The 25062-nt window shown below is 32.4% G+C and carries 23 protein-coding genes; 12 read left to right on the plus strand and 11 right to left on the minus strand.

Going from position 1 to position 25062, the window contains the following annotated elements; all coding sequences use genetic code 11:
- Positions 1–2 precede the first annotated feature (2 nt).
- Entirely contained in the window at positions 3–1604 is a 1602-nt protein-coding gene (locus LOS86_RS02840) for a SulP family inorganic anion transporter (protein WP_231843148.1), read from the plus strand.
- Between the two features lie 77 nt (positions 1605–1681).
- Positions 1682–2428, plus strand: coding sequence for a DUF2490 domain-containing protein (locus LOS86_RS02845; protein WP_231843149.1), 747 nt, complete (start codon positions 1682–1684; stop codon positions 2426–2428).
- Between the two features lie 60 nt (positions 2429–2488).
- Here LOS86_RS02845 and groL read toward each other — a convergent pair whose 3' ends face one another.
- The 8 genes from groL to miaB all read right to left on the minus strand — a co-directional run bounded on the left by groL (position 2489) and on the right by miaB (position 9406).
- Complete coding sequence (gene groL, locus LOS86_RS02850) at positions 2489–4114, minus strand: chaperonin GroEL (RefSeq protein WP_231843150.1); 1626 nt, start codon at positions 4112–4114, stop codon at positions 2489–2491.
- 56 nt (positions 4115–4170) lie between these two features.
- Positions 4171–4446: a co-chaperone GroES gene (locus LOS86_RS02855; RefSeq protein ID WP_026724191.1), complete on the minus strand. Its 276-nt coding sequence runs from the start codon at positions 4444–4446 to the stop codon at positions 4171–4173.
- Positions 4447–4586: 140 nt separating this feature from the next.
- A complete protein-coding gene (gene secG, locus LOS86_RS02860) occupies positions 4587–4946 on the minus strand; it encodes a preprotein translocase subunit SecG (RefSeq protein ID WP_374107577.1) in 360 nt (119 codons plus the stop codon).
- Positions 4947–4948: 2 nt separating this feature from the next.
- Positions 4949–5728: a tetratricopeptide repeat protein gene (locus tag LOS86_RS02865; protein WP_231843151.1), complete on the minus strand. Its 780-nt coding sequence runs from the start codon at positions 5726–5728 to the stop codon at positions 4949–4951.
- A 14-nt stretch (positions 5729–5742) separates the two neighbouring features.
- Positions 5743–6246, minus strand: a complete 504-nt coding sequence (locus LOS86_RS02870; protein ID WP_231843152.1) for an LptE family protein — start codon at positions 6244–6246, stop codon at positions 5743–5745.
- Positions 6246–7499, minus strand: a complete 1254-nt coding sequence (locus tag LOS86_RS02875) for a sigma-54 interaction domain-containing protein (RefSeq protein ID WP_231843153.1) — start codon at positions 7497–7499, stop codon at positions 6246–6248. The genes LOS86_RS02870 and LOS86_RS02875 overlap by 1 nt, the downstream gene beginning before the upstream one ends.
- A gap of 45 nt (positions 7500–7544) precedes the next feature.
- Entirely contained in the window at positions 7545–7916 is a 372-nt protein-coding gene (locus tag LOS86_RS02880; protein ID WP_231843154.1) for a GxxExxY protein, read from the minus strand.
- 41 nt (positions 7917–7957) lie between these two features.
- Entirely contained in the window at positions 7958–9406 is a 1449-nt protein-coding gene (gene miaB / locus LOS86_RS02885; protein WP_231843155.1) for a tRNA (N6-isopentenyl adenosine(37)-C2)-methylthiotransferase MiaB, read from the minus strand.
- 254 nt (positions 9407–9660) lie between these two features.
- On the opposite strand from miaB, the gene topA reads away from it, so the two are divergent.
- From topA to LOS86_RS02920, 7 genes are all read left to right on the plus strand, one after another.
- Positions 9661–12162 carry a type I DNA topoisomerase gene (gene topA / locus LOS86_RS02890; RefSeq protein WP_231843156.1) on the plus strand — a complete coding sequence of 834 codons (2502 nt, stop codon included), beginning with the start codon at positions 9661–9663 and terminating at the stop codon, positions 12160–12162.
- A 3-nt stretch (positions 12163–12165) separates the two neighbouring features.
- Positions 12166–13314 carry a formimidoylglutamase gene (locus LOS86_RS02895; protein ID WP_231843157.1) on the plus strand — a complete coding sequence of 383 codons (1149 nt, stop codon included), beginning with the start codon at positions 12166–12168 and terminating at the stop codon, positions 13312–13314.
- A 156-nt stretch (positions 13315–13470) separates the two neighbouring features.
- On the plus strand, positions 13471–14853 hold the full coding sequence (gene porK, locus LOS86_RS02900; RefSeq protein ID WP_231843158.1) for a T9SS ring complex lipoprotein PorK/GldK: 1383 nt from the start codon (positions 13471–13473) through the stop codon (positions 14851–14853).
- A 51-nt stretch (positions 14854–14904) separates the two neighbouring features.
- A complete protein-coding gene (gene porL, locus LOS86_RS02905) occupies positions 14905–15537 on the plus strand; it encodes a type IX secretion system motor protein PorL/GldL (protein ID WP_231843159.1) in 633 nt (210 codons plus the stop codon).
- A 53-nt stretch (positions 15538–15590) separates the two neighbouring features.
- Positions 15591–17144 carry a type IX secretion system motor protein PorM/GldM gene (gene porM / locus LOS86_RS02910; RefSeq protein ID WP_231843160.1) on the plus strand — a complete coding sequence of 518 codons (1554 nt, stop codon included), beginning with the start codon at positions 15591–15593 and terminating at the stop codon, positions 17142–17144.
- A gap of 49 nt (positions 17145–17193) precedes the next feature.
- On the plus strand, positions 17194–18108 hold the full coding sequence (gene porN / locus LOS86_RS02915) for a type IX secretion system ring subunit PorN/GldN (protein WP_231843902.1): 915 nt from the start codon (positions 17194–17196) through the stop codon (positions 18106–18108).
- Between the two features lie 65 nt (positions 18109–18173).
- Positions 18174–19226 carry an NAD(P)/FAD-dependent oxidoreductase gene (locus LOS86_RS02920; RefSeq protein WP_231843161.1) on the plus strand — a complete coding sequence of 351 codons (1053 nt, stop codon included), beginning with the start codon at positions 18174–18176 and terminating at the stop codon, positions 19224–19226.
- Between the two features lie 17 nt (positions 19227–19243).
- On the opposite strand, the gene LOS86_RS02925 is transcribed toward LOS86_RS02920, so the two are convergent.
- Entirely contained in the window at positions 19244–19660 is a 417-nt protein-coding gene (locus LOS86_RS02925) for a DUF983 domain-containing protein (protein WP_231843162.1), read from the minus strand.
- Between the two features lie 67 nt (positions 19661–19727).
- Between LOS86_RS02925 and LOS86_RS02930 the strand changes: the two genes are divergently transcribed.
- Positions 19728–21647, plus strand: a complete 1920-nt coding sequence (locus LOS86_RS02930) for an ABC-F family ATP-binding cassette domain-containing protein (RefSeq protein ID WP_231843163.1) — start codon at positions 19728–19730, stop codon at positions 21645–21647.
- A gap of 1 nt (position 21648) precedes the next feature.
- On the opposite strand, the gene LOS86_RS02935 is transcribed toward LOS86_RS02930, so the two are convergent.
- Together LOS86_RS02935 and LOS86_RS02940 are read right to left on the minus strand one after the other, a co-directional pair.
- Positions 21649–22671, minus strand: coding sequence for a GSCFA domain-containing protein (locus LOS86_RS02935; protein ID WP_231843164.1), 1023 nt, complete (start codon positions 22669–22671; stop codon positions 21649–21651).
- 75 nt (positions 22672–22746) lie between these two features.
- Positions 22747–23358, minus strand: coding sequence for an outer membrane beta-barrel protein (locus LOS86_RS02940; RefSeq protein WP_231843165.1), 612 nt, complete (start codon positions 23356–23358; stop codon positions 22747–22749).
- Positions 23359–23472: 114 nt separating this feature from the next.
- On the opposite strand from LOS86_RS02940, the gene LOS86_RS02945 reads away from it, so the two are divergent.
- Positions 23473–23748 carry a RidA family protein gene (locus LOS86_RS02945; protein ID WP_231843166.1) on the plus strand — a complete coding sequence of 92 codons (276 nt, stop codon included), beginning with the start codon at positions 23473–23475 and terminating at the stop codon, positions 23746–23748.
- Between the two features lie 26 nt (positions 23749–23774).
- A protein-coding gene (locus LOS86_RS02950) for an IS3 family transposase (RefSeq protein WP_231841609.1) occupies positions 23775–25042 on the plus strand; the annotation gives its coding sequence in 2 pieces (ribosomal slippage) (positions 23775–24114 and positions 24114–25042; 1269 coding nt in all).
- Positions 25043–25062 lie beyond the last annotated feature (20 nt).

Here is a 25062-nt window from a genome sequence, read left to right on the forward strand (position 1 = left end):
ATATGAACGCAAATATAAAAAAATACATTCCTGCTGATGGTTTAGCAGGTTTAAAAGAGAATTTTAAAACCGATGCCATTTCTGGTTTTATCGTGTTTTTATTAGCATTGCCTTTGAGTTTAGGAATCGCAAAAGCTTCTGATTTTCCTCCTATTATGGGATTAATTACTGCAATTATTGGAGGAATCGTCGTTTCGTTTTTCATGGGCTCTCGCTTAACAATTAAAGGACCAGCAGCAGGATTAATTGTAATCGTAGCAGGTGCAGTAGCTGAATTTGGTCAAGGGAATAATGAATTAGGTTGGAAATTAGCTCTAGGAGCAATGGTTGTGGCAGGAATAATTCAAATTCTATTTGGAGTTTTGAAATTAGGAAAATTAGCTGATTTCTTCCCACTTTCTGCTATTCATGGAATGTTAGCAGCTATTGGAATTATTATTATTGCTAAACAAATACCGGTTTTGTTGAATGATGATCCAACATTAGCAAAAGGAATGGGGCCTATTGAATTATTGCTTACTATTCCAAAATTCATTATTAATTTAGATACAAAAGCGTCAATTATTGGAGTAGTAAGTTTGTTGATAATGTTAGGTTGGCCTTATATTAAAAACAAATCAATTAAAATGATTCCTGCACCACTAGTAGTTTTGTTGTTTGCTATTCCATGTGAATTATATATGGATTTTGCTCACACTGAGCCTCCATATGCTTTAGTTAAAATTGGAAATTTAGTAGATAATATTAATTGGAATGTCGATTTTTCAGGAATTAGTCAAACAGGATTATTTATTAAATATGTGATTATGTTTGCTTTAGTAGGAACTTTAGAATCGTTATTAACGGTAAAAGCTATCGATTTGTTAGATCCATTTAAAAGAAAATCCAATACAAATAAAGATTTAATTGCTGTTGGTGTAGGAAATACTTTAGCTGCAATTTTAGGAGGTTTACCCATGATTTCCGAAGTGGCTCGTTCTTCTTCAAATGTAAATAATGGTGCTAAAACGCGTTGGGCTAACTTCTTTCACGGATTTTTCATTTTAGTTTTTGTGTTGCTTGCATCACCATTGTTAGAGATGATTCCTAATGCAGCTCTTGCAGCCATGTTAATTAGTGTGGGGATTAAATTAGCACATCCAAAAGAGTTTCTTCATATGTTACATATTGGTAAAGAGCAATTGTTCATTTTTACTGTAACAGTATTGGTAACTTTATTCGAAGATTTATTATTAGGAATTTTTGCAGGAATGTTAGTAAAAATGATAATTCATGTTGCGAATGGCACACCAATTTCATCATTCTTTAAAGCTCCAACAGTTGTTTCATTTGTTAATAACGAATACAAAGTAGAAATTAGTAAAGCAGCTATTTTTTCTAATTATTTAGGAATTAAAAGAAAATTAGAGGAAATTCCACCAGGATATCAAGTAAGTGTTTGTTTGAAAAAAACCAAATTAGTAGACCATTCCGTAATGGAAAATTTAGAACATTTTAAACACGACTATGAGGCTCATGATGATGGAGGTACAGTTACAATAATTGGTTTAGAAGATCACAAACCTCTTTCAAGTCATCCATTGTCTTCAAGAAAAGCAAAATAAATCATATAAAATTTTTGAATAATAATTGGAAACCTTTATTTCTCGATAGAGGTTTCCCTAATATTTTATGGAATAAAATGAAAAACATTTTTAAACTTATAGCAGTAGTTATTGTATGTCTTAGTTTTCAAGCTAGCTCTGCTCAAAATGAAACAATTTTAAATGACAATACCAATACTTGGTTTACCATGTTAAATAGAATTAATTTGAACACAAAATGGAGTGTTTCTAATGAAATTCACGAGCGATTTGGTGCTTTTTTAAATGAACAAGGAACCTTTTTATGGCGTCCTTCTGTAGACTATCATGTAAATAGTAGTGTTGAATTTAGTTTTGGATATTCGTATATTAATAACAAACCCAATGATCCAAATCCAAAAATTGGAGTTGTAGAAAATAATATTTGGGAACAAGTTTTATTAAAACATGATATATCGAAAGTGCATTTTCAACACCGTTTTAGACAAGAAAATAGATGGTTTGATACTGTAGGACAAAATTTGGATGGTTCCTATTCAAAAACCGGTACAGATTACGGTAATAGATTTAGATACCGATTGACAATCAATACGACTTTAAAAAAATTATCAAACAATGATGAGTTATTTTTTCAAGGTTTTGATGAAATTTGGTTCTCTCAAACGGATAAATTAGCTCCTAAAGCATTTAATAGAAATTGGTTGTATTTAGGCCTTGGATATAAATTTAATTCTAAATCGAATTTACAGCTTGGATATATGAATCAATGGGATGTGTTAAGTAATAATACTTTTGTATCAACTCCCATTATACAAACAACATTCGTTAGAAATTTTGATCTTTAAATAAAAAAACCGATTTGATGTAAATTCAAATCGGTTTTTAATTTTATTGTTTGTGTGATATTACATCATACCTGGCATTCCTCCGCCCATTGGCATAGCAGGACTATCTTCTTTGATGTCGATTAAAGCACATTCGGTAGTTAAAATCATTCCAGCTACAGAAGCTGCATTTTCTAAAGCTACACGAGTTACTTTTTTAGGATCAATGATTCCAGCTGATAACATTTGAACATATTCACCTGTTTTAGCATTGAAACCAAAATCAGCTGTTCCTTCCGTAACTTTTGCAATTACTACTGAACCTTCACCACCAGCATTTTCAACGATAGTTCTTAAAGGCGCTTCTACTGCTTTATTAATGATTTGAATTCCTGTTGCTTCGTCTGCATTTTCTGCTTTTAAGCTTGCTAATGCAGCTTTTGCTCTTACTAAAGCAACACCACCTCCAGCAACAATTCCTTCTTCAACAGCAGCACGAGTTGCATGTAAAGCATCGTCAACACGGTCTTTTTTCTCTTTCATTTCTACTTCAGAAGCTGCTCCAACATATAAAACGGCAACACCACCAGCTAATTTAGCTAAACGTTCTTGTAATTTTTCTCTATCGTAGTCAGAAGTTGTAGTTTCGATTTGCGATTTAATTTGGTTTACTCTTGCTTTAATGTTTTCAGCATCTCCAGAACCGTTTACAATTGTAGTATTATCTTTGTCAATTGTAATTGTTTCTGCAGTTCCTAACATATCTAAAGTAGTGTTCTCTAATGAATAACCGCTTTCTTCAGCAATTACAGTTCCTCCCGTTAAGATTGCGATGTCTTCTAACATAGCTTTTCTTCTGTCTCCAAACCCTGGTGCTTTAACCGCAGCAATTTTTAATCCACCACGTAATTTGTTTACAACTAAAGTTGCTAATGCTTGTCCGTCAACATCTTCAGCAATAATTAACAAAGGTCTTCCTGATTGTGCAACTGGTTCTAAAACCGGTAACAACTCTTGTAAGTTTGATATTTTTTTATCGTACAATAAAACGTATGGATTACTTAATTCAGCAATCATTTTATCAGCATCTGTTACGAAGTAAGGTGATAAATACCCTCTGTCGAATTGCATTCCTTCTACCACATCTACATAAGTATCAGTTCCTTTTGCTTCTTCTACTGTGATAACCCCTTCTTTACCCACTTTTGAGAAAGCTGTAGCGATTAAATCACCAATAGTTTCATCATTATTAGCAGAAATAGAAGCTACTTGTTTGATTTTGTCTGAAGAATCATCAACTGCAACTGCTTGTTTGCTTAATTCAGAAACAATTGTTTCAACTGCTTTATCAATTCCTCTTTTTAAATCCATAGGATTTGCTCCAGCAGCAACGTTTTTTAAACCTTCTTTTACAATTGCTTGAGCAAGAACCGTAGCGGTTGTAGTTCCGTCTCCAGCTAAATCATTGGTTTTTGAAGCTACTTCTTTAACCATTTGAGCTCCCATGTTTTCTAATGGATCTTGTAATTCGATCTCTTTTGCAACAGAAACACCATCTTTAGTTACCGTTGGTCCTCCAAATGATTTTGAAATAATTACATTTCTTCCTTTTGGACCTAAAGTTACTTTAACTGCATTTGCTAATGCATCAACACCGCGTTTTAAACCATCGCGAGCTTCAATATCGAATTTTATATCTTTTGCCATTTTATTTTTTGTTTAAATGTTTAACGTTTAAATGTTTAAAAGTTGTTGTTATACGATTAAAGAACTGCGTATATTTCGTCTTCTCTCATAATTAGGTAATCTTTACCTTCGTATTTAAACTCTGTTCCAGAGTATTTCCCATAAAGAACTACATCGCCAACTTTAACTGTCATGGTATAATCTTTTTTACCATTTCCTACGGCTACTACAGTTCCTTTTTGAGGTTTTTCTTTTGCAGTGTCTGGAATAATAATTCCTGAAGCGGTTGTAGTTTCAGCTGCTAAAGGCTCAATAACTACTCGATCTGAAATTGGTTTAATGTTTAATGACATAGTTTATATATTTTAATGTTATAATTAAATTGTTGCTAGCAATATTTCAGAAATTATGCCAAATCATTTTTCTGACAATTTTTCGGTAAAAAAAATGCCAGCACTGACATGCTGGCATTTATATTGGTTGTATTCAATTCTTATTTTGCAGAATCAGCAGCTGTTGGTGCTGGAGTTGCAGGAGCAGCTTGTTGAGTAGCTTCTGGTGTTGTAGGAACTGTAGTTGTAGGAACAGCAGTTTCATCTTCACCTAACACTTTAGAACCCGATGCAGTTCCATTAAAACTTAAACTTGAAAGTAAAATTAAAGCAATTAAAACACCTCCAAGTGTCCAAGTACTTTTATCTAAGAAATCAGTTGTTTTTTGTACACCACCTAATTGTTGAGAACCACCAAATGAAGAAGATAATCCTCCACCTTTAGGGTTTTGAACCATGATAGCTAAGATTAATAAAAAACATACAATTGTTATTGCAACTAAAAATCCTGTGAATCCCATAATTAATTATTATTTTGTTGTAAATTTTTGATTTCATTTATTCGGTCTGCAAAGAAACTACTTTTTTCTGGATATTTCAAAATTAATATTTCATAAGCTTGTATGGCTTTTGTATATTTTTTTTGTTCCAAATATACTTTTGCTAAAGTTTCTGTCATTAAATGCGTAGGTTCTTCAACGCTTTTGCTAATATTTGCAGGTGTTTTCGTGTTTTCTTTTACTGGAGCAATTTTTGGATTTGCTTCAATAAATTTATCTATAATTTGTAGTTTTTTCTGCTTTTCAACATCAATTTGAGGTGTTATTTCTTCTTTTTCTCTCTGAATAGGTGCTATTTTAGTTAATTGCAACCATTCTTGAAAGGAATGTTTTTCACTAGAAGTAAATAGTAAAGGCTTTCCAATTTCTAGTTTTTCTTCTGAAGTTGCTTCCGAATTGTTTGGGACTTCAATTTCTGGTTTAACAATTACTTCTTCGATATGATGAACTTCGATATCTAATAAAGATTTTTGAATTTCATCAATTTTTTCTTGTTGGATTGCCGTGAAATTATCTGAAGTAATAAATTCAAATAAAATGGTTCTATCAGTGGTGTAAGCAGCGGTTTTTTTTAATTCGTAGTTGTATCTAAAACTTTCTTGATTATATAGTCCTTTTAAATGTAAAGCCCTTGCTGCTTGAAAATACGGAAACTGTAAAACTACATTCTCTAAAGCAATGGTCTGCTTTTCGTTTATAGTTTCGGGCTTATTTAAAAGATATGTTAAATCAGAAATATTCAAAATTTACAAATTAATTACCATTTAGCTAATGATTCGTTGAAAATGTCTTGAGTAATTCGCTCAAAAATAACATCTAATGCCGTTGTTAATTGCGAACCAACTAATTGCTGATTGGCATCGAAATCATAGAAAAAAGAAAAGCGTTTTTCAAAATTGTCATCTTCTTTATTCCTATTGGTAAATCTTACATTAACTGTAATTGTCAAACGGTTTTGTGCTGCTCTTTGATCTGCAGTTGCAGTCATAGGAGTTATTCGATAATCAACGATTTCTCCTTCATAAATTAATTCACCACCTTGAGAAACTAGATTTAGATTGGTTTGACTTTGAATGATGTCTTGCAACTCTAAAGTAAAAGTTCTTTCAATTCCAGGTTCTATTAAAGGAGCATTGTTTTGAAAGTAATTTACTTGAAAGGTTTTAGCATCCACAGGTTTTGCTCCTGTGAAATTATAAACACCACAACTAGTTAATAGAAAGGAAAAAGTTATAGTTATTGCTATGATGAAATATCTCATTATAAATCGTATTGTTTAATTTTTCTGTATAATGTGCGTTCTGAAATTCCTAATTCGTCAGCAGCCGCTTTCCGTTTTCCTTTGTTTCGTTCTAACGATTTTTTGATTAATTCTATTTCTTTGGCTTCTAAACTCAAAGTTTCTTCTTCATCAACAGTTTCAGCAAATAAATAATTTTCATCATCATCAAACTCTTCTTGAATCAGATTGTTTTGATTTGGAAGCATTTCTACTCTTGGTTCTTCTTCAAAAATAGCATTTTCTTCGGGTTTGCCATAAATTTTTTGAATTAATCCTTTATTTGCTTCTTGAACTTTAGAACTTCCGTTTTGCATTAACTCTAACGTTAGTTTCTTCAAATCGTTCAAATCGCTCTTCATATCAAAAAGAACTTTGTACAAAATTTCTCTTTCGTTACTAAAATCACTTTCCGATTTTGGTGTCCCAATAACCGATGGTAAATTCGGATTTTCCATTGGTAAATAGGAGAGAAGTGTTTGTGATGAAATCTCGCGTTTTGTTTCTAAAACCGAAATTTGTTCGGCTACATTTCTTAATTGACGAATGTTTCCGCTCCAACGATATTTTAAAAGTAATTCAACAGCGCTGTCATCTAATTTGATAGCAGGCATTTTATATTTATGAGCAAAATCAGAAGCAAATTTTCTAAACAACAAATGAATATCGTCTTTGCGTTCACGAAGCGGTGGCAATGCAATTTCAACCGTACTCAAGCGATAATATAAATCCTCACGGAATTTTCCTTTTTCAATTGCATCAAACATATTCACATTCGTAGCCGCTACGATTCTAACATTCGTTTTTTGTACTTGCGATGAACCTACTTTGATAAATTCACCATTTTCCAAAACACGTAATAAACGTACTTGAGTAGTTAAAGGTAATTCGCCGACTTCATCTAAAAATATAGTTCCGCCATCGGCAACTTCAAAATAACCTTCACGCGTATTAGTTGCACCAGTAAACGAACCTTTTTCATGTCCAAAAAGTTCACTATCAATGGTTCCTTCTGGAATAGCACCGCAGTTTACCGCAATATATTTTCCATGTTTTCTGTGCGAAAGCGCGTGAATAATTTTTGGAATACTTTCTTTTCCAACACCACTTTCACCTGTTACCAATACCGAAATATCCGTTGGAGCAACCTGAATGGCTTTCTCCACGGCACGATTGAGTTTTGGGTCGTTCCCAATAATTTCAAATCGTTGTTTTATAGCTTGTACTGATTCCATTTTTTTATTTTTTTTGCCACGGATTAAAGGATTTTCACGGATTAATTAAAATACTAATCTTTTATGTTGTAGTGATTTGTTTTGAAAATTCACCAATAATCCAATTTCTGATTCTGAAAGTTTCATATAATTCAATACTTGTGCAGTATGTTCTCCTGAAAATTCTTTTACTGCTTTCACTTCTAAAACAATATCTTCATTTACAATGAAATCAGCATAAAATTTATGTGGTAATATAACTCCTTTATATTCGATTGAAAATTCTTTTTCTCTCTCAAAAGGAAGATTATTTGCTTTAAATTCTATCTCTAACGCATCTTTATAAACTACTTCAAGTAATCCTGGACCAAGATTTCTGTGAACTTCCATACAAATACCAATAATTTTAAAAGTTTCTTCTTCTCTATAAAGTCCCATATTGAAATCCGTGTTAATCTTTTAATCCGTGGCTTATATTTTTAGTTCATTACAGTTGAGTAACCAACCGCTTCTCCAATTAATGTTGCAGCGGTACAATCTGTGATTTTTACCATTACGAATTCGCCTACTTTGTAGTTTTCTTTTGGAAAAACCACCACAGTATTTTGAGAATTTCTTCCGCTCCAATGAGCATCCGAACGTTTTGATTCTTTTTCAATCAATACTTCTACTTCTTGTCCAATGAAACGTTGTGTTCTTTCTAAACCAATTCTTTGTTGTAAGTCTATGATTTCATTTAAACGTCTTTTCTTCACTTCTTCTGGAACGTCATCTTCCATTTTTCTAGCCGCTAAAGTTCCTGGACGTTCTGAATACGCAAACATAAATCCGAAATCATATTTTACATATTCCATCAAACTCAACGTATCTTGATGATCTTCCTCAGTTTCTGTTGGGAAACCTGCAATCATGTCTTGTGATAATGAAATATCTGGAATAATCGAGTATATTTTGTCAATCAATGCCATGTATTCTTCACGTGTGTGTTGACGATTCATTTCTTTTAAAATTCTTGTACTTCCACTTTGAACAGGTAGGTGAATGTATTTGCAAATGTTATGGTGCTTCGCCATAGTTTCAATTACTTCCACATGCATATCTTGCGGATTAGAAGTCGAGAATCTAAAACGCATTTTTGGGAACAACGTAGCGCATTTGTCTAACAATTGAGCAAAATCAACTGCAGTCGCTTTTTGCATTTCAGTTGCTTTGTCGAAATCTTTTTTCAAACCACCACCATACCAAAGGTAACTGTCTACGTTTTGTCCTAATAAAGTTACTTCTTTGAAACCTCTATCGTATAAATCTTGAATTTCGTCATAAATACTTTGTGGTTCACGACTACGCTCACGACCACGTGTAAAAGGAACAACGCAGAAGGTACACATATTATCACAACCTCTTGTAATCGAAACAAAAGCATTTACTCCGTTGCTATTCAAACGAACAGGAGCAATATCCCCATACGTTTCTTCTTTCGATAGAATTACGTTGATGGCTTCTCTTCCTTCTTCTACTTCCGCTAATAAATTCGGTAAATCTTTGTAAGCATCGGGTCCAACCACCATGTCTACAATTTTCTCTTCTTCTAAAAACTGACTTTTCAAACGTTCTGCCATACAACCTAAAACTCCAACTTTCATTGAAGGATTGATTTTCTTAACCGCATTGTATTTTTCCAATCGTTTACGAATGGTTTGCTCCGCTTTATCGCGAATAGAGCAAGTGTTAACCAGAACCAAATCAGCATCTTCCAGATTTTGAGTAGTATTATATCCGTTTTCATACAGAATAGACGCCACAATTTCGCTGTCCGAAAAATTCATTTGGCAACCATAACTCTCTATAAAAAGCTTTTTAGTATTTCCTACTTTTTGGTCAAGAACTAAACTTTGACCTTGTTTGTTTTCATCAATTACCTTTTCCATATCAAAGATTTCCATTAATCATTCCGATGTTTCGGAACGCAAAGATAATACTAAATTATAAAATCTGACAAGATGGCAGAAAAGGTTTAACAGGATTTTTTAAATTATTTTTTTTAAATTATTTTTTAGTGTCTTTTACACCTATATATATAGGTATAATAGGATTGTTTTTTGATTTAATTAGAGGTAAAATAATTTTCAAGATGTTAAAATTTAAAAAAAACCTATACTTTTGCGGTTCAAAAAAACATGAAATGGCAAAGAATTTAGTAATCGTTGAGTCACCAGCAAAGGCAAAAACCATCGAAAAATTTCTAGGAAGTGAGTATCAAGTTGAGTCGAGTTATGGGCATATTGCTGACTTACCTTCAAGAGAAATTGGAGTAGATGTAGAAAATGGTTTTAAACCTAAATACGAAGTTTCGTCTGACAAAAAAGCTTTGGTGACCAAATTAAAAGGATTAGCTAAAAATGCCGAAATGGTTTGGTTGGCTTCCGATGAGGACCGTGAGGGAGAAGCGATTTCTTGGCACCTAGCAGAAGAGTTAAAATTAAAACCAGAAAAAACAAAACGTATCGTTTTTCACGAGATTACTAAATCAGCTATTCAAAAAGCTATCGAAAATCCGAGAGGAATTGATTACAACTTAGTAAACGCTCAGCAAGCCCGTAGAGTTTTAGATCGATTAGTAGGTTATGAATTATCGCCAGTACTTTGGAAAAAAGTAAAAGGAGGATTATCGGCTGGTCGTGTACAATCGGTTTCGGTTCGTTTGATTGTGGAACGTGAAAGAGAAATTCAAGATTTCAAACCAGAAGCTTCTTACAGCATTACAGCCGAATTCAAAAACGAAGCGGGAAAAACTTTCAAAGCAAAATTACCTAAGAACTTCGCAACTAAAAAGGAAGCGGAAGATTTCTTAACTAAAAATATGGGTTCTACATACAAAGTAGGCGATTTAGAAACCAAACCAACAAAGAAATCACCAGCAGCACCATTTACTACTTCAACGTTGCAACAAGAAGCAGCTAGAAAATTGTATTTACCTGTTGGGATTACCATGCAAATTGCGCAACGTTTATACGAAGCCGGACTTATTACTTATATGAGAACGGATAGCGTGAATTTATCACAAGAAGCAATGGCGGCAGCTCAAGCTGAAATTACAAGTTACTACGGAAAGGAATTTTCTAAACCTAGAAATTTCAATACCAAATCAAAAGGAGCGCAAGAGGCGCACGAAGCGATTCGTCCAACGGATATGTCAAGACATACTGTTGATATTGATAGAGATCAAGCGCGTTTGTACGAATTGATTTGGAAAAGAACATTAGCTTCTCAAATGAGCGATGCGGAATTAGAGAGAACTAATGTAAAAATTGAAGCAAGCAATCATTCGGAAACTTTTACTGCAACAGGAGAAGTAATCAAATTTGAAGGTTTCTTAAAAGTATATTTAGAAGGACATGATGATGATGAAGAGGAACAAGAAGGAATGTTGCCAGCGTTAAAAGTAAACGAAAAGCTTACGAATAATTATATCACGGCAACGGAACGTTTTTCACGTCCGCCAAGTCGTTACACAGAAGCTTCTTTGGTAAAGAAATTAGAAGAATTAGGAATTGGTCGTCCATCAACGTATGCACCAACTATTTCTACGATTATCGCTAGAACTTACGTAGAGAAAGGAAGTTTCGAAGGTCAAGAAAGAAAATACAACCAGTTGATGTTAAAAGGAGGAGAAGTAAAATCTCAAGTTTTAACTGAAAATGTGGGGTCAGATAAAGGAAAATTAGTTCCAACCGATATCGGAATTATCGTGAACGATTTCTTGGTAAAGAACTTCAACACGATTTTAGATTACAATTTCACTGCTAAAGTGGAGCAAGATTTCGACGAAATTGCTGAAGGAAAAGTAGATTGGGCTAAAATGATGAACGATTTCTACAATCACTTTCATCCAAACGTAGTTGATGTTGAAAAAAATGCCGATAGAGAAAGTGGTGAACGTATTTTAGGAATTCATCCAGTTTCTGGAAAACAAGTTTCGGTTCGTTTAGGAAAATATGGAGCTATGGCTCAAATTGGTGATGCTGATGATGAAAACAAACAGTTTGCCAGTTTACGCCAAGATCAAAATATTGGAAATATCACTTTAGAAGAAGTATTGAATTTGTTCTTACTGCCAAAACAATTAGGAACTTACAAAGGAGAAGAAATTGAAGTGAACAATGGTCGTTTTGGACCTTATGTTCGTTTTGGTTCTCAATTTATTTCGTTACCAAAAGGAATGGATCCAATGGATGTTACCATAGAAGTCGCTCAAGGTTTAATTGATGAGAAAGTTCAAGCGGATGCTCCAATTGGAACTTATGATGGATTGCCGATTCAAAAAGGTGTTGGGCGTTTTGGACCTTTCATCAAATGGAATGGTATGTTTATCAATGTAAATAAAAAATACAACTTCGATAATTTATCACAAGCCGATTTGAATGAGTTAATCGAAGAAAAACAACAAAAAGACATTGATAAAGTAATTCACGATTGGAAGGAAGAAGGCATCAAAGTGGAAAAAGCACGTTGGGGTCGTTCTGTAATTACAAAAGGGAAAATCAAAATTGAATTGAGTAAAGATGTTGACGCAAGTAAACTGACTTTGGCTCAAGTTCAAGAGATGATAGAAAAGAAAGCGCCAGTAAAAAAGACTGCTGCTAAAAAAACCACTGCAAAAAAATCAACTACAAAAAAGAAATAGTAAATGGTTTTTGATTTTTTACAACCAATCTCAACTTCTGTAGAAGAATTTGTTGCAACATTATCCAATCAAACATTGGGGAAAAAAGTGGTGTTTCATACTCAAACTGATTTTCCGGTTTTAGATAATATTGCAATTGCGATTTTTACGGTGAATGAATATAGAGGAAATAATAAAAATAATTCGGATTTTTCATTCGATAATTTTAGAAAGAATTTTTACAGTTTATATCCGGGAAATTGGAATGCCTCAATCGTTGATTTAGGTACTATTGAAGCAGGTGCTAGTGTTGAAGATACCTATTTTGTTGTAAAGAGCTTAGTAGCTGAACTGATTAAAAAAGGTATTATTCCAATTGTTGTTGGTGGTAGTCAAGATGTAACGTATCCTATGTATCGTGCTTATGATACTTTAGATCAAATGGTAAATGTGGTGTCTGTTGATAATAGATTTGATTTTTCTAAAGAAGATAAAGTAGCATCAGATTCATATCTATCTAAAATTATAGTGGAAGAGCCTAACAATCTATTTAACTTTAGTAATATTGGTTATCAAACCTATTTTAATTCGCAAGAAGAGATTGATTTAATTGAAAAATTATATTTCGAAGCGTATCGTTTAGGAGAAGTTTCAAATAATTTATCAATTGCAGAACCAGTATTCAGAGATGCTGATTTAGTTAGTGTTGATATGACTTCTGTGCAATCATCCTATTCTGGTAATTTTAAAACCTTTAATCCAAATGGTTTTACGGGAAAAGAGATATGTGCTCTAACGCGTTATGCAGGAATAAGCGATAAAGTAACTTCTTTTGGGATTTTTAATTTTAATCCAAATGAAAATGAAGTTGTTTTAACAGCTCAAATGTTGTGGTATTTTATTGAAGGATTTTGTTTTCGTTCTAACGAATATCCATTTGGTACAAAAGAAAGTTATTTAAAGTACATTGTTCCAATTGAAGATGAAGAATTGATCTTTTATAAGAGTAATAAAACAGAAAGATGGTGGATAGAAATACCTTTTTTAACAAATGTTAACAATAAATTAAAAAGAAATACGTTATTACCTTGCACACATGAAGATTATTTAGCAGCTTGCGAGCAAGAAATTCCTGAAAGATGGTGGAAGGCTCAAAGAAGGAATATTTTATAAAAGTTGTTATTTTTCAAAGTGTTAAAGCAGTGTTAAAACAAGTATGGTGTAATATTTCAATATTTTTTTTACGTTTTTTAAAAAAATGTTGTTTTTTTCAAAATTATTGAATAGGTTTACGCCCTTAAATAGAAATTACATTTAACCCAAGTTTATATGAAGAAGTTTGTTGCATTTTCAGCAATTTTGTCATTATTTATCAGTTGTGGTAAAGGCGATAAAGGAGAATTAGTAGGAGTTAAAGGGAGAAAATGGCATCCCGAGAAACCTTACGGTATGACGTTAATCCCTGGAGGAGCTTTTATTATGGGTAAAGCCGATGATGATTTAGCTAACATTCAAGACGCACCTACTAAAACCGTTACTGTTCGTTCTTTCTACATGGATGAAACAGAAATTACTAATAGTGAGTACCGCCAGTTTGTTGAATGGGTAAAAGATTCAACTATTAGAACTCGTTTAGCGATACTTGCAGATGAGCAAGGTCAAAAACCAGGTTCTGGTGGAGGAAAAGGTGGAAGTATTGGAGATTTTGCCTTTGCAGATGTAGATCCTGAAAAAATGACTCCGTATGATAAATACATGTATGAGAACTACTACAGTGTAGGTACTGATGATGATATTTATGCAGGAAGAAAATTAAATAAGAAAATTAAACTTATTAAAGAACCTTCTAAATATCCAGATGAGTACTATGTAGAAGTAATGGATTCAATGTACCTACCTGAATCTGAATCGTATAATGGTTTAAAAACTATTGATGTTTCTAAATTAAAATTCAAGTACAATCAAGTTGATTTGAATAAGGCTGTTAAGAAAAAAGGTCGTAAAAACTTTTATGAAGATGCACCGCCAATTGAAATCTATCCTGATACTACAGCTTGGATCAAAGACTTTGCTTATTCATACAATGAGCCAATGCACAACGATTATTTTTGGCATCAAGCTTATGGAGAATATCCAGTAGTGGGTGTTTCTTGGAATCAAGCTAAAGCTTTTTGTGCTTGGAGAACTATGTACAAAAATGCATATATCAAAAAGAAAAAAGGAAGAGATCAAGTAAATTCATTCCGTTTACCTACTGAAGCAGAATGGGAATATGCTGCTAGAGGAGGAATCGAAGGAGCTACGTATCCTTGGGGTGGTCCTTATGCTAAAAATGACAGAGGTTGTTTTATGGCTAACTTTAAACCTAATCGTGGGGATTACGCAGCTGATGGTGCTCTTTATACAGTAGAGGCTAAATCATATGAGCCAAATGATTACAATTTGTATAATATGGCTGGAAACGTTTCTGAGTGGACAGAGTCTTCTTACTACGCTGAAGCATATGAGTTTGTTTCTACAATGAATCCACATGTTGCTGATAAGAAAAATCAAAGAAAAGTTGTACGTGGCGGTTCTTGGAAAGACGTTGCTTACTTCTTACAAGTTTCTACTCGTGATTATGAGTATGCTGATTCAGCAAGAAGTTACATTGGTTTCAGAACTGTACAAGATTACATGGGTACAGCTGCAACAGGTAACAGACCAAAATAGTATTAAAACCAATTTTATATAATTAACTTAACTAACTAAAATTTATTTATTATGGCAATTTTAAGCAAAAAAGTGATGGGATTCCTTTACGGAATGGGAGCGGCAGTAGTAATCGTTGGAGCATTATTTAAATTGATGCACTGGCCAGGTGCAGGTCCAATGCTTATTGTTGGATTATTAACAGAGGCAGCAATCTTTGCTTTGTCTGCTTTTGAACCGGTAGAACACGAATTAGATTGGTCTTTAGTTTACCCTGAATTAGCAGGTGGTGAAGCTAAGCCAAAAGACAAAAAAGAAAATCCAGCTGATGCTCAAGGCTTATTATCTCAAAAATTAGATAACATGTTAAAAGAAGCTAAAATTGACGGTGAGTTAATGGCTAGCTTAGGTAACAGTATCAAAAATTTTGAAGGTGCAGCTAAATCAATTTCTCCAACTGTTGATGCAATGGCTGGTCAAAAGAAATATGCTGAAGAAATGTCTACAGCAGCAGCTCAAATGGAAGCTTTAAACAATTTATACAAATTACAATTAGATAGCGCATCTAGAAATGCAGCTGCTAATCAAGAAATTGCTGACAACGCAGCTAAATTAAAAGAGCAAATGCAGTCTATGACTTCAAACATTGCTTCTTTAAATGCAGTTTACGGTGGTATGCTTTCTGCTATGAATAACAGAGGATAATTAGTTTTATCAATAAGAAAACAATTTTATTAATTAAAAACTAATTTTAAAAAATGGCAGGAGGAAAATTAACCCCTAGACAGAAGATGATTAACCTTATGTACTTGGTTTTCATCGCAATGTTGGCATTAAACATGTCAAAAGAAGTATTATCAGCGTTTGGATTAATGAATGAAAAATTTGAAGTTATTAATTCTGATGCGAAACAAGCTAATGCAGCAATTTTTGATCAATTAAAATCTAAAGCAGAAGATGCACCTGCTCAATTTAAAGGTCCTTATGATATTGCTGTTAAAGTAAAACCTTTAGCTGAAAACTTCTTTAATTATATTGAATCAATCAAAAAAGATATCAATAAAGATTTCCCATTAGAAGATAGTGGTGCTAATAAAGGTAAGTTACCTTATGAAGCAATGGATAAAAGTACTATTGACGAGGTTTGGTTTCAAGGTGACGGTTATTCAGCAAAAGGTAAAGAAATTGTTGGTAAAATCGACGAGTTTAGAAATAGCGTAAAAGCTGTTTTTGGAAATGACGTTAAGTACAAAGTTTTCTTAGACAAATTTGAAAAAACTTTCAACACTAATGATGTTGTTGATGGTGAAAATGTTAAAAAGAAATATTTAGACTATCATTTTAAAGGTTTCCCAGCTATTGCTACTGTTTCTAAGTTAACAGCTATGCAAAATGATGTTAAAAAAGCAGAGCAAGATATTTACAATTTATTATTAGGAAACACTATGGAGGCTGCAATCTCTATGAAAAAATACAAAGCTATTGTAGTTTTCGATAAAAATGTAGTGTTCCAAGGTGAAGAAGTTACAGGTAGAGTTGTATTAGGTAAATATGATGATTCTACTGTTCCTACATCTTTCACTGTTAATGGTGCTTCTTCTAAGATTGAAAATGGACAAGCTGTATTCAAAACTGTAGGTGGAGCTGTTGGTGAGAAAGATATCAAAGGTCAATTCGTGTTTACTGAAGATAGTAAGCCAGTGCCAATTGAATTCGAAGGTCAGTACGTTGTAGTGCCTAAACCAAATCAAGCAATTATTTCAGCTGATAAAATGAATGTAGTTTACCGTGGTGTGCCTAACCCAATTTCAGTTTCTGTACCTGGTATTTCATCTGATAAAGTTAAAGCAAGTGCTCCAGGTATGTCAGCTGCTGGTAAACCTGGTCAATATATATTAAAACCTGGTTCTGGTAGTGATGTTACTATTAATGTTACTGCTACAATGCCTGATGGTAAATCTTTCGGAAGTAAACAAACTTTCCGTATTAAAGGTTTACCTGCGCCAACTGGAAAAGTTGGAGGTCTTGATAAAAACAAAGGACCAAAAAGTAACTTAGAAGTTTGTTCTGTTACTGCAGTTATGGAAGATTTTGATTTCCCAGTAACTGTTAATGTAACTCAATTTAACATCAAAGTTCCTGGACAACCTACAATTGTTGTTAATGGAAGTAAAATGGATTCACGTGCTAGAGCTGCAATTGCAAAAGCTTCTAAAGGTGATGTTGTTATTATCAATGAAATTAAAGCTAATTTCGTAGGAATTGATCAAGTTGCAAAACGAGTTTCAGCTTGTACATACGAAATACAATAATTTAAATTAATTTGAGTTTATATAATAAACCAAATAAAAAATGAATAAAATGAATTGGAGAAATAGTATAGCAATTTTAGTATTTGTTTTTAGTACATCTACATTTGCTCAATCAAACTTATTAAATGCTAAGACACCTGATCAAATCGGGAAAAAAACGGAAGCTGAATTAAGTGCAGATAATGACAAACCACTTCCATATGGTTATGTTCATGATAGAGATATCTTAATGGGTAAACGTATTTGGGAATTTATTGATCTCGATGAAAGAGTAAATTTCCCTTTATATTTCCCTGTTGAGGGTGATGTTATGTCTTCACCAGATAGAAGACCTTTATATAACGTTTTAATTAACGGAATTAAAGAAGGAACTATCACAGAGGTTTACGATTCTAGTTATTTTACAACTAAGAAAACTTTGAAAGATATTGAAGCTTCATTGTTTAAAGTTGATACAACTGACGTGGGTCGTGAGCAAATGAATGAGGATATTGATGCTTATAGAAATGGTACAAAAACCATTTCTGAAGAATATATCAGAAAAACGGAAATCCAACCTTATGATGTTAATGCATATAAAATCGTTGGATATTGGTATTTCGATAAAAGACAAGGTGAATTAAAATACAGATTATTAGGTATTTGTCCTGTTGTTCCAGACGTTTATACTATGGACAACGTAGAAAAAGACTATATCGAATTATTCTGGATTTATTTCCCATCTGCTAGAGATGTATTACATGGAGCTACAGCTTTCAATAATAGAAACTCTGCAATGCCTTTCACTTTTGATCATATGTTAAATGCTCGTCGTTTTAGCGGAATGATTTATTTAGAAGAAAACGTATACGGTGATCGTAAAATTTCTGAATACATGAAAGAAAATGCACAAATGCAATTGTTAGAATCTGATCGCGTTAAAGAAAAGATTCGTGACTTTGAACAAGATATGTGGAATTATTAATAGTATTTCTCCAATTTCATTTAAAAAACTCTTACCAAATGGTAAGAGTTTTTTAATTTTACACCATGATAGATTATTTAATCGTAGGAAGTGGTTTAGCTGGAATTTCTTTTGCTGAAATTGCATTGCAAAACAATAAATCAATTTTGGTTTTTGATAATGATTCGCAACCTTCATCAAGAATTGCGGGTGGTTTGTATAATCCAGTTGTATTGAAACGTTTCAGTGAAGTTTGGAAAGCTAAAGAGCAATTAGAATTTGCTTTTCCACTATATCATAATATTCAAAAGAAACTAAATGTGGTTTTTGATTTTCAAATACCAATACTTAGAAAATTAGCTTCAATTGAAGAGCAGAATAATTGGTTTCAAGCTGCAGATAAACCAAATTTGGCTCCCTTTTTAGAATCTAAATTAGTTACAACTTCTTTCGAAAGTATTGCTTCTCCATTTCACTATGGTAAAGTAAATTATACTGGTTATTTAGAAATTTCAACTTTAATTGAAGCTTACACTAAATATTTACAAGTTCTAAATTGCTTTTCTAATGAAGGTTTTAACCATAATGAAATTGAATTTTTAGAAGACGGAATTCAGTATAAAAATTCAAAAGCCAAGCATATAATTTTTGCCGAAGGATTTGGTTTACATGCTAATCCATTTTTTAATGATTTGCCATTGGATGGGACTAAAGGTGAATTATTAATTATTAGTGCACCTGATTTAGAATTAGATGTTGTCATTAAATCTAGTGTGTTTATTCTTCCAATTGGAAATGATTTGTACAAAGTGGGAGCTACTTATGACTGGATAGACAAAACAAATATTCCAACAGAACAAGGAAAACAAGAATTGGTTGAAAAACTAAAAGAAATTATTTCATGTGATTTTGAAATTGTTAAACATTTTGGAGGAGTTCGCCCAACAGTCAAAGACAGAAGACCATTAGTAGGTACACATCCAACACACCCTCAATTACATGTTTTAAATGGCTTAGGGACTCGTGGTGTTATGCTAGGTCCTTATCTTGCAAACGAATTATTTCAACATATAGAAAATAATACACCGCTAGAGAAAGAAATAGATATTATTAGATGTTATAAAAAAAACCGAAACTGAGCTGTTTCGGTTTTTTCTTAACGTAATGTAGGTTTATTTTTCTCATCAATATGATCTTTCCAATCTTTGTCGTAACTAATAAACATGTTTACCCATATGTTTCTTGATAAACGCATGATAACTGGCATAAAAACAATTAATGTGGCTATGATAACTATGAAATTTGTTATAAGGCTTTTTTCTCCAACAAAGAAAAAGGTAATAATAAAAGCTGCAACACCAAAGGCAATTCCTAAAGCGTAACTCACATACATAGCACCATAAAAAAAGGAAGGTTCCATTTTATACTTGGTTCCACAATGGCTGCATTTTTCATGCATTTTGTAAACATTTAAAACATTATAGGGATTTTTGTCTAAATACATGCTTTCTTCATGGCAAGTTGGACAACTTCCTGTTAAAATACTATTTAATTTGGATCCTTTTTTTAACATTTGCAAAAAATTTTACACAAAGGTACAATAACTAACAATTCTATGTGTAACAATTGTAACAATCAATATGCTAAACATACATAATTTATCGGTTTCATTTGGTGGAACGTATCTTTTTGAAGAAGTAACTTTTAGACTTGGTTCTGGAGACAGAGTGGGACTTGTAGGAAAAAATGGTGCAGGAAAATCAACTATGTTGAAAATGCTTGCGGGAGATTTTAAACCTGACAGCGGAACTATTGCTACAGAAAAAGAAGTAAAAATTGGTTTTCTTCGTCAAGATATTGATTTTGTAAAAGGAAGAACGGTTTTAGAGGAAGCGTATATGGCTTTCGAAGAAATCAAGCGTGCCGAATTCAGAATCGAAGAAATCAATCATCAATTAATAACTAGAACCGATTATGAAAGTCAGGAATATTCTGATTTAATTGAGGAATTAAGTGATGTTACGCATCATTACGAAGTTCTTGGAGGATATAATTATGTGGGTGATACCGAGAAAATTTTGTTAGGTCTTGGATTCAAAAGGGAAGATTTCGATAATCAAACCGATACTTTTTCAGGTGGATGGAGAATGCGTATTGAATTAGCAAAATTGTTATTGCAATCGAACGATATTTTACTTTTGGATGAGCCTACCAACCACTTGGATATTGAAAGTATCATTTGGTTAGAAAGTTTTTTGAGAAACTTTCCGGGAGTTGTTGTGATTGTCTCTCACGATAAAATGTTTTTGGATAATGTGACAAATCGTACCATTGAAATTTCATTAGGAAAAGCATACGATTTTAATAAACCGTATTCGGAATATTTAGTATTACGTCAAGAAATTCGCGAAAAGCAATTAGCAACTCAAAAAAATCAAGCTAAAAAAATTGAAGAAACCGAGAAATTAATTGAGAAATTCCGTGCCAAAGCATCTAAAGCATCAATGGCGCAATCCTTGATTAAAAAATTAGATAAAGTAGAACGAATTGAAGTGGATGAAGATGATAATTCGGTGATGAATATTTCATTTCCTGTTTCCCAAACTCCTGGTCGTGTTGTTGTAGAAGCAGAACACGTGACAAAAGCTTATGGCGATAAAGTAATTTTAAAAGATATTTCACTTTTAGTAGAACGTGGAAGTAAAGTCGCATTCGTTGGACAAAACGGTCAAGGGAAATCAACTTTTATGAAAGCGATTGTAAATGAATTTGAATACGAAGGAACCATCAAACTTGGACACAATGTACAATTAGGTTACTTCGCTCAAAATCAAGCGGAGTATTTAGATGGTGAAAAAACATTGCTTGATACGATGTTGGAAGCTGCAACCGACACGAATCGTTCAAAAGTTCGTGATATGTTGGGAGCGTTTTTATTTCGAGGCGATGAAGTAGAGAAAAAAGTTAAAGTACTTTCGGGTGGCGAACGAAATCGTTTAGCACTTTGTAAATTGCTTTTACAGCCGATTAATGTCTTGGTAATGGACGAACCAACGAATCACTTAGATATTAAGTCTAAAAACGTTTTAAAAGCCGCTTTGCAACAGTTTGAAGGAACTTTGCTGTTAGTGTCTCACGATCGTGATTTCTTACAAGGAATGTCTAATATAGTTTACGAATTCAAAGATCAAAAGATTCGCGAATATTTAGGTGATATCAATTTCTTCTTAGAACAGAAAAACGCCATGAACATGCGCGAAATTGAGAAGAAAGATGTTGCAGTAAATACGCAAACTCAAACTAAAGCGGTAAAGAATATTTCTTACGAAGATCAAAAGAAAGCAAAAGCACTTCAAAATAAATTAAGCAAGATTGAAAGCCAAATTCAGCAATTAGAAAAAGCCATTCAGGCAGATGATAAAGCTTTGGCTTCTAATTATGACAAACATATTGAAGATGCAACATTTTTTGCTGCTTATGAAAAGAAGAAAAAAGAATTGGATCAATTATTGGAAGATTGGGAAACGGTTCAATTAGAAATTGAAGAATTAAATAGTTAATCTAAAAAGATATAAATGGCAACTTTTTTTCGAGAGTTGTCATTTTTAATTTTAAGTTGTTTAAAAATTTTTGATGACTTTCTGTATTCGGATTAAACGGACGATGTTGTAATCCTTTTTGAATCGCACTGATTTCATCCATTATTTCATAGACTGATTCTGAAATGTGATTTATTAAGAATTGTTCCCAAATATAATCGATAGCCGTTTGATTTGGATGTAACATATCTTCTGTATAAAAACGATAGTCGCGCAATTCATCTAACATGATTTCATATGCTGGAAAATAAGTGATGGATGATGAGTGATGGGTGATACGTGATAGCTTGTTGTTTTTTTGATTTTGATTTGTTGTCAGTTCGAGCGAAGTAGAGAAATTTTGATTAAATACTGAATGTATAGCCGCAATCAAATGTGCTTTACTCAAAGTGTTTTCCGTAAAACCATCTTTTATATGGCGTACAGGAGAAACTGTGAATATAAATTTACAATCAGGATTAACAGATTGCAATAAAGAAACAATGTTTTGTAAACTCTCTTCAATTTGATTAATAGATAGTAATTCTTTTACAAACTGCTTTTGCGGTACTTTATGACAATTGGCAACAATTTCATTGGATTCAATATTTCGATAAATCCACGATGTTCCTAAAGTGATAATGCAATGTTTTAAAGAACTAATTTGTTGATTTGTCAATTCTAAAATCGAATTCAAATTACTCAAAAAGATTTCTTTGTCAGGATTTGACCACTCAGAGTGTACCTCGAAACAATGCCATAAATCGTTATGAAAAAAAATATCTTTTTCGGTAAACTTATTATTTTCAACAATGCGACGAATTAATTTCTCTAAAGAAACCGCATTAAAAATAATTCCAAAAGGATTTGTTGTAGCTTGAAATTTAAAGAAATCAAATTTCATTCCCATATTTTCTGCAAAACAAGAACCTAATAATAAGATCTTTGAATCGTAATCGATTGGAAAAGCACTTTTTTCGACTTGTATTTTTGTTCTGAATTGCAATTGAATTGAGTTTTTGCCAAAATTAATTAATATTTTTTAATTCTGACTTTAAAGCTAATTTATCAATAACACGAATTATTTAATCATTTTAGCAATATCAACATTTAAAGTAATAATTGCGTTAAAAAATTTACTATTATCTCCATTATCTAATTTGAAAAATGGAGTTACTTCATATTCTAATTTTGTTTGAAGATCGAAGTACTTATAAATTCGCCATCCGAAACCTAATTGAGCGCCTAAGTTCAAGGTTTCAAAATGATGTTTAACATCTTCATTTTCTGAATCGGCATCAGCAATAACTGAAATTTTTGGGCCACCTATTAAATAGAATCCATCTCTGTAAGTTTCTCCGAAATCATATTTGAAATTAGCAGAGAAATCAACAAAATTCATGGTAATTAATTTGCTTTTGATGTCAAATAGAAAATCCTTATTGTAATAAATGGCATCAATTTTAACGCCCATATTTTTTGTGAAATTATATTCACCATAAACCCCAATTACAAACGAAGGTGATATATCTTCAGGAATGTAAGCGTTATCGGTGTTGTTATTGGCAATATTATAAAAATTTCCACCCATTACAATTCCATAAGAAAATTGATTTGGCTTTTCAATAATTGCTTCTTGTGCAATTCCAACTGTAAATGCAAAGAATAAAAATATATATAGTAAAGATTTCATAATTTATTGATTTTGTTCCTATTAAAGGTACGAAAAAAACCAGACTTATATTGTGAGAATTCTATTAATTTTTTGTTTATTTAGGGTAAATTAATAAGTGTAAACTTATAGGGAATGATTGAAAAAGAATATTTAGAACCTAACGAAGGTTTTTCTCAAACAGTAGTTGTAAAAACCGGAAATTTTAAAACGATTTATATTTCTGGACAAATCGGTGATGGCGACGATTTAGAAGCCCAAACCATTGCTACTTTTCAAAATTTAGAAAAGCAACTCACAAATTGCAATGCTACTTTCAAAGACGTAGTAAAAATGAATACCTACATCGTAAATTTCAATCCCGAAGTGGATTTGCCTATTTTTAGAGAAGTAAGAAATGTCTTGTCCTGAAAAAAGTTGACTAAAAATCACATAATATGTCAACAAAAAAGAAAATTTCAAAAATTCCAACTGTCCCACAAATTTACAGCGAAGCATTTAAACGTCAAGTTGTAAGTGAATTTGAGAGGGGTTTATTTACAAAAGCAGAGCTTCGAAGACGTTACAATATTTTAGGTAGTAGTTGTATACCAAGATGGTTAAAAAAATATGGTAAATTTACCTATGAAGATAAATTAACTATTGGTCGTCCTATGAAAGATCCTCAACAACAGCGTATAAAAGAGCTAGAAGCTCAATTAGCGAAAAAAGAAGAAGAATTAAAAGTATTTAAACGATTTATTGAAATAGCTGAACGTGAACTTAAAATTGATATTGTAAAAAAGTCTGGTTCCAAGCAGTCGAAGAAATAAATATAAATAGTTCATTGACTATTTATGAGTTATGCGAACTGTTTGGATACACAAAACAAGCATTTTACAAGCGAAAGTCAAAGGTAAAAACACCTAAATACAACTCAGAATTATTACGAAGTTTGGTAGTTACTATTCGTAAGCAATTACCCCGAACAGGTGGTAAAAAACTTCATGTAATGTTACAAGATGAATTTATAAAACACCATATATCAATTGGTCGGGATAATTTTTTAGATTTTTTAAAAGCAGAATATTTACAAGTTCCTAAAGCTCGAAGATATTACAAAACAACAAATTCAAGACATTGGATGAAACGCTATCCAAATTTAATTAGCAATTTAGTACTTAACAGACCTGAGCAGGTTTGGGTTGCTGATATAACATATTTACGAACAAAAGAGAAAACATATTATTTGCATTTACTCACTGATGCGTGTTCCAAGAAAATTGTAGGATATCAATTGTCAGATAATTTAATGAGCTCAACTACTGTAAAAGCTTTAGAAATGGCTTTGATTAAGAGGAAAACAAAAAATCAACTCATTCACCATTCTGATAGAGGTTTACAATACTGTAGTAAAGAGTATACCGAATTGTTAAAGAAAAACAATATTTTAATTAGTATGACGCAAGAATACGACCCATATGAAAATGCAGTGGCAGAAAGAGTAAATGGAATTTTAAAAGAAGAATTTGGTTTACATGAAATATTTGAAAACTATCAAAATTTAAACAAACAAGTTACACAGGCCATAACTTTATACAACAATTTTAGAATACATATGTCAATTAATATGATAACTCCAAACCAAGCACATCAACAAAAAATAATACATTTAAAACAATGGAAAAAAATAAATCGTAACAGAATTAATTCTGTTACGATTTAACTATATTTGGATTATTAACG

Source organism: Flavobacterium cyclinae, from assembly GCF_021172145.1.
Taxonomy (GTDB): domain Bacteria; phylum Bacteroidota; class Bacteroidia; order Flavobacteriales; family Flavobacteriaceae; genus Flavobacterium; species Flavobacterium cyclinae.

Excerpts from the sequence above, each read along its gene's own strand:
- LOS86_RS02945 (WP_231843166.1), top strand. The coding sequence starts at position 23,473 with ATGATTGAAAAAGAATATTTAGAACCTAACGAAGGTTTTTCTCAAACA.
- LOS86_RS02925 (WP_231843162.1), bottom strand. The coding sequence starts at position 19,660 with ATGTTAAAAAAAGGATCCAAATTAAATAGTATTTTAACAGGAAGTTGT.
- LOS86_RS02845 (WP_231843149.1), top strand. The coding sequence starts at position 1,682 with ATGAAAAACATTTTTAAACTTATAGCAGTAGTTATTGTATGTCTTAGT.
- LOS86_RS02855 (WP_026724191.1), bottom strand. The coding sequence starts at position 4,446 with ATGTCATTAAACATTAAACCAATTTCAGATCGAGTAGTTATTGAGCCT.
- porN (WP_231843902.1), top strand. The coding sequence starts at position 17,194 with ATGAATTGGAGAAATAGTATAGCAATTTTAGTATTTGTTTTTAGTACA.
- LOS86_RS02940 (WP_231843165.1), bottom strand. The coding sequence starts at position 23,358 with ATGAAATCTTTACTATATATATTTTTATTCTTTGCATTTACAGTTGGA.
- LOS86_RS02930 (WP_231843163.1), top strand. The coding sequence starts at position 19,728 with ATGCTAAACATACATAATTTATCGGTTTCATTTGGTGGAACGTATCTT.
- LOS86_RS02870 (WP_231843152.1), bottom strand. The coding sequence starts at position 6,246 with ATGAGATATTTCATCATAGCAATAACTATAACTTTTTCCTTTCTATTA.
- groL (WP_231843150.1), bottom strand. The coding sequence starts at position 4,114 with ATGGCAAAAGATATAAAATTCGATATTGAAGCTCGCGATGGTTTAAAA.
- porL (WP_231843159.1), top strand. The coding sequence starts at position 14,905 with ATGGCAATTTTAAGCAAAAAAGTGATGGGATTCCTTTACGGAATGGGA.
- LOS86_RS02875 (WP_231843153.1), bottom strand. The coding sequence starts at position 7,499 with ATGGAATCAGTACAAGCTATAAAACAACGATTTGAAATTATTGGGAAC.
- LOS86_RS02840 (WP_231843148.1), top strand. The coding sequence starts at position 3 with ATGAACGCAAATATAAAAAAATACATTCCTGCTGATGGTTTAGCAGGT.
- porK (WP_231843158.1), top strand. The coding sequence starts at position 13,471 with ATGAAGAAGTTTGTTGCATTTTCAGCAATTTTGTCATTATTTATCAGT.
- secG (WP_374107577.1), bottom strand. The coding sequence starts at position 4,946 with ATGGGATTCACAGGATTTTTAGTTGCAATAACAATTGTATGTTTTTTA.
- LOS86_RS02920 (WP_231843161.1), top strand. The coding sequence starts at position 18,174 with ATGATAGATTATTTAATCGTAGGAAGTGGTTTAGCTGGAATTTCTTTT.
- miaB (WP_231843155.1), bottom strand. The coding sequence starts at position 9,406 with ATGGAAAAGGTAATTGATGAAAACAAACAAGGTCAAAGTTTAGTTCTT.
- LOS86_RS02880 (WP_231843154.1), bottom strand. The coding sequence starts at position 7,916 with ATGGGACTTTATAGAGAAGAAGAAACTTTTAAAATTATTGGTATTTGT.
- topA (WP_231843156.1), top strand. The coding sequence starts at position 9,661 with ATGGCAAAGAATTTAGTAATCGTTGAGTCACCAGCAAAGGCAAAAACC.
- porM (WP_231843160.1), top strand. The coding sequence starts at position 15,591 with ATGGCAGGAGGAAAATTAACCCCTAGACAGAAGATGATTAACCTTATG.
- LOS86_RS02895 (WP_231843157.1), top strand. The coding sequence starts at position 12,166 with ATGGTTTTTGATTTTTTACAACCAATCTCAACTTCTGTAGAAGAATTT.